Raw genomic sequence first — 640 nt, 5'->3', positions numbered from 1 at the left:
GGTGGATGCCTTGGCACTAGGAGCCGATGAAGGACGGGACAAACACCGATATGCTTCGGGGAGCTGTAAGTAAGCGTTGATCCGGAGATTTCCGAATGGGGGAACCCACTGTCCGTAATGGGGCAGTATCCATACGTGAATCCATAGCGTATGGAGGGCATACCCGGGGAACTGAAACATCTAAGTACCCGGAGGAGAAGAAAGCAAAAGCGATTCCCTGAGTAGCGGCGAGCGAAACGGGAACAGCCCAAACCAAGAGGCTTGCCTCTTGGGGTTGTAGGACACTCAATACGGAGTGATAAAGGAACGGAGTAGATGAAGCGGTCTGGAAAGGCCTGCCGCAGAAGGTAACAGCCCTGTAGTCGAAACTTCGTTCCCTCCTGAGTGGATCCTGAGTACGGCGGGACACGAGGAATCCCGTCGGAAGCAGGGAGGACCATCTCCCAAGGCTAAATACTCCCTAGTGACCGATAGTGAACCAGTACCGTGAGGGAAAGGTGAAAAGCACCCCGGGAGGGGAGTGAAAGAGAACCTGAAACCGTGTGCCTACAAGTAGTCAGAGCCCGTTTATGGGTGATGGCGTGCCTTTTGTAGAATGAACCGGCGAGTTACGATCTCGTGCGAGGTTAAGTCGAAAAGA

The 640-nt window shown here is 53.8% G+C and carries 1 rRNA gene; it reads left to right on the top strand.

From position 1 onward, the window contains the following. Nucleotides 1-640 (top strand): 23S ribosomal RNA (locus LH47_RS14865); the annotation flags it as partial.

Source organism: Anoxybacillus thermarum, assembly GCF_000836725.1.
Lineage (GTDB): Bacteria > Bacillota > Bacilli > Bacillales > Anoxybacillaceae > Anoxybacillus > Anoxybacillus thermarum.
Note: the sequence above shows the minus strand (reverse complement) of the source record. Positions and strands in the feature narration are given on the sequence as shown.